The 4,001-nt window shown below is 54.2% G+C and carries 4 protein-coding genes; 1 reads left to right on the top strand and 3 read right to left on the bottom strand.

Annotated features, from left to right (window positions below; translation table 11 throughout):
- Positions 1-265 (top strand): hypothetical protein (locus tag CPT76_RS38455; RefSeq protein ID WP_219845458.1); only part of this gene is annotated, 265 nt, incomplete at its 5' end.
- Between the two features lie 170 nt (positions 266-435).
- On the opposite strand, the gene CPT76_RS22025 is transcribed toward CPT76_RS38455, so the two are convergent.
- From CPT76_RS22025 to CPT76_RS37660, 3 genes are all read right to left on the bottom strand, one after another.
- Entirely contained in the window at positions 436-1,686 is a 1,251-nt protein-coding gene (locus CPT76_RS22025; protein WP_105444477.1) for a zf-HC2 domain-containing protein, read from the bottom strand.
- The gene (locus CPT76_RS22020; protein WP_076169765.1) at positions 1,683-2,231 is read right to left on the bottom strand and encodes an RNA polymerase sigma factor; all 549 of its coding nucleotides are present in this window, start codon (positions 2,229-2,231) and stop codon (positions 1,683-1,685) included. The genes CPT76_RS22025 and CPT76_RS22020 overlap by 4 nt, the downstream gene beginning before the upstream one ends.
- A gap of 365 nt (positions 2,232-2,596) precedes the next feature.
- Positions 2,597-4,001: ComEC/Rec2 family competence protein (locus tag CPT76_RS37660; RefSeq protein ID WP_181152995.1), on the bottom strand; the 1,405-nt coding region annotated here is incomplete at its 5' end.

The raw sequence follows: 4,001 nt of genomic DNA, 5'->3' as shown, positions 1-4,001 counted from the left end.
GGTAGACCGGCGATACATCACCCTGCCTGATCGCCTTTCACCGCCGCCTTTACATCCATTGTTGCTCCCCCTTCTCTCTATCCATGCCCATTTGATATCTGCTATTCCCGTTCGCAAGGTACATCGTTCCAATGCCCCATCCATCCGGCCACAAAAGCGCTACATCCATTCTACCAAAAACGGCGGGGAAGAAAAACAGGCCTCCCCCGGCAGGCCGAATTATGGTGAACGCGCAACAACAAAAGGACCCCTGCTGTTCGCATAAGGTCCCTTTGTTCCAGCACATCTATTATAAACACCAGCGTGAAAAGCTCTAGAAACTTAACCGCCGGTGGTCATACGACGTTTTGGATCCTGCGTAATATAACCTATTCCATATCTCTATCATGTGTGCATCATGAACAGCACATTTTTTATGCTTTATCATCAGGCGGCTTACGGTGTGGAGCCGTCCTGTTTGCCCACCTGATACGTCTGGCTTACCGTCGAGCCGCTGGCATCCGTGGTCTGGTACGTAAACACGGTGCTGTCGGCAGACCACACGCCCGATACCCACGTTCCCGGCAGATCAAGGGAACTTACCTGCTTGGAGCTTCCGTCCGAAGTTACGCTGTAGATGACCAGCTTTTTGTTTTCGACAGAGGCCGCATACTGACCGTCAGGAGAATAGAATTTGTTCGAATCAGTTTTAGGCTTAATGGCCATAATGCCCATTTGTCCCGACGTGTCGCCTTCTTGAGATCCGTTAACCTCAGGAGTGGAGCTATCCGCCGCTTGACCGCCGTCTCCATCCGGAGGAGTAACGTCCTTCTGGACATCATCCCCTTTCGGAGGCGGGCTCTCTGTGTCGGTTGGAGCGCTTAGCGTCGCCTGGCCATCATCCCCTTCATGCTTGCCGGTGCTGTTGTCAACCGATTCGGTGGACCCGGCTTTGCCGGCATTGTCCTGGCTGCCGGTGTCCGCTTTCCGGCTGGCCTCCGCATCCTGGGCCGGAGTTTTGGACGAGTCCTGCTGCTGCGCATAGGTCTGGGCCTCCTGGCCGGCGGCCTTGTCGCTAGACGCTGTGTCGCTGCCGCCAACTTGGCTCTCGCTGAGCTGCGAAGGATCCGATGATGCCGGCGTTTTCTCTTCTGAAGGATCCTGTGCGGGCTCGGAAGAACCCGTATTTTGTTCGACAATATTGCTCTTGGATTGTTCTGCGCCTGAGGTCGCCGCCGCGTCCATGCTTGCCTCGTTGGACGCCGCCGTATTAACAGGCGGCTCTTCCGCCGTAGATAGTTGCTTCGGATTATAATTCAGCACCGCCACCCCAAGAATGACTACAGCCGCAGCGCCTCCGAGTGCTGTACGTCCAGCTACCGTATTCCAGAACTTGCCCTTGCGGGCCGGACGGGACGGAACAGGTACCATTTCGGCTGGCGCCGGCATTTCTTCGAGCGATGCGCTCTTCTCGTGGCGCGCCTGATCGATCGCATCCAGCTGAGGCATGATGGCATCGACGAGACTGAACTTAGGCGTTACTTTTGGCAAATCTTCGAGGTCTCTGGACAACGATTTCAGCAGCCGAAAGGTATCCGCACACTCAGGGCATGTCTTCAAATGTTCATAGAGCTTGACGGTTTCCTCTTCGTCCAAGTCGTAATCCAAGTAACGGTGCATCCACTCCACCACCTCTGGACACCTCATCCTGATACACCACCTTTCTGATGCTCTTGGAGCATGTTCTGCAGCTGCTGTCTGGCCCTGAATAAATAGGATTTCACCGTATTCAGCGGCAGGTTGAGACAGTCAGCGATTTCATTGTAGGAGAAATCCTGCAAATATCTAAGGACGATCACAGTCCGGTGATGATCCGGCAGTTGATTGATGGCCTCCTGGATGTCCTGGGCCAAATAAGAGGATAAAACCTCTTTCTCAACATTCTGTTTGTCCTGAAAAACGAGCTCATGTTCGTCGATCGAAACTGTAGGCTTCGTCCGCCGGAACTTGTCGATACAGATGTTCGTGACGATCCGCTGTATCCACGTTTTAAACTGTGCCTTCTCTTCATAGGAATCGATTTTGGTATAAATCCGAATCAATGCTTCCTGGGAAGCGTCGAGCGCATCCTGCTCATTATTCAGAATATAAAAAGCTGTCCTGTAAACATGTTGTTCAATTTCTCTTAATAGGGTGATTAGAGCGTCGCGATCGCCCGATTGAGCGGCTCTGATGAGTCCCTGCTCTACCACAAAGGATCCCCCTCTCCCTGCAATCTTACAGACGTGTAAGACCAGCAAATTGTTGCAATTTGTAACCACATTTTTAAAGTTGCTGAAAAGGCAGGCCCCGGGAGTGCTCGCCATTCCTAAAAAAAAAACGGATATAACCTTCAACCGAAAGCGGTTTTTTCTTCTGCTTCGATCCACCCGTATCGTTTTGTTAAATCTGCTTCCCGTAAAAATCCGGAAGGTATGTACGTCAAGGGTGACACCACCGTTTTACTTCATCTCTGCTGATGAAAACCACAATTAAGAATACCAAATTCCAGAGGCGGAGTCACCTGAAGATTCTGCGGCCAACTTCATCATTCTAAGCGTTTTTCATAGACAAATCATTACGATTTTGTTATCAGCTTGGTTCTGACGCGGATTTTCCCGGATTTTACCGAAAATTGGATTTCTCCCTGCAGATCGGTCCTGTAAACGGCCGCTCCTTCCTCGGAAATCCGCTGCAGCACATCGGCATGCGGATGGCCGTACAGATTGTTCACGCCGGCCGAAATAACGGCGGCGGCGGGCTTCCACCGGCTCAGCCATTCCGCTGAACTGGCTGTCTTGCTGCCGTGGTGCGCGATTTTGATCACATCCACGGGTGCTTCCAGCAATTCGCCCGCGGTTTGCAGCGCCGGCACATCGACGGCTTGCCCATTATCCGCCACCGCCTCACCAAGCCGGCCAGAGTCCAGTGTCTCAAGAATCTGCTCCTCGGACGCCTTGTCCATATCTCCGGTGAACAGGAAGCGTCCCCCGTTCATTTCGAGCAGGAACACGACCGAGTCATGGTTCTGGTCCTTGACGACCGGCAGCGCCTCCTGATCGGTCTGTGACAGGATCGGGCCGAGAAAAACCAGCTGCGTCCGGCCGTCCGGGGCATAGTTCATTCCTTGGTGAATGGCGTAGATCGGAATATGCTTGTCTACGGCGGCAGCCATCAGCCGATCAAAAGCAGCCGTACCGGCCATCGTCCCATTGAATAAAAACGCCCCGACCGGAATCTGTTCCAGCACCGCCTGCATGCCACCGGCGTGATCCTGGTCCCCGTGCGTTACGATGACCGCGTCCAGCCTATGGATTCCCCGCTTCTTTAATAATGGAACGAGAACCTTGGCGCCGACCTCAAACGGCTGCTTCCGCTCCTTCCACCCGTCCTCCGCCTTGCGGAAGCTGACGGTTCCGCCCCCGTCGACCAAAAGGTGCTTTCCTTGCGGAGTCGTGATCAAAATGCTGTCACCCTGCCCCACGTCCAGCACCTGCACCGCTCCAGTACCGCGGAAGTGCTCCGGCTGGTATCCCGCGTACAGAAGAACGATGAGTATGCATATTCCCCCAAGCGCTCCGGCGGCAAGCCGAGTTTTCGTCCGGGAAGGCAAAGCAGCTTCCGAGCGGCGGGCTGCAGGAGGCACACCCAGGGGCACGGTCGCGTCCGGCTCTACTGCCATATGTCGCCGGCTCAGCGACCACCCTTTTCCGAAATAGAGCAGCCCATACAGCGCTATAAAATAGGAAGCGATCCAAACCGGCGAAGGTGACTTCCAGATCGTCACGAACTGCGGATACCCATTCATCCATTTCACCAGCCAGAAAGACAGATCGTCCAGCCACTCGGCTGCCGCCGCCAGCATCTTGCCCCCGGGCAGCCATAACGATCCGAGGAGCAGCGCTGCCGTCCCCACAGGGAGAACGAGAAAGGTAATGAAGGGAACGAGCACAAAATTGGCCGCAAACGATAGTAAAGAGAAC

Source organism: Paenibacillus sp. AR247, assembly GCF_002968895.1.
GTDB classification, from domain to species: Bacteria; Bacillota; Bacilli; order Paenibacillales; family Paenibacillaceae; genus Paenibacillus_AQ; species Paenibacillus_AQ favisporus.
The sequence above is the reverse complement of the archived record's forward strand: the minus strand, read 5'-3'. Positions and strand labels throughout refer to the sequence as shown.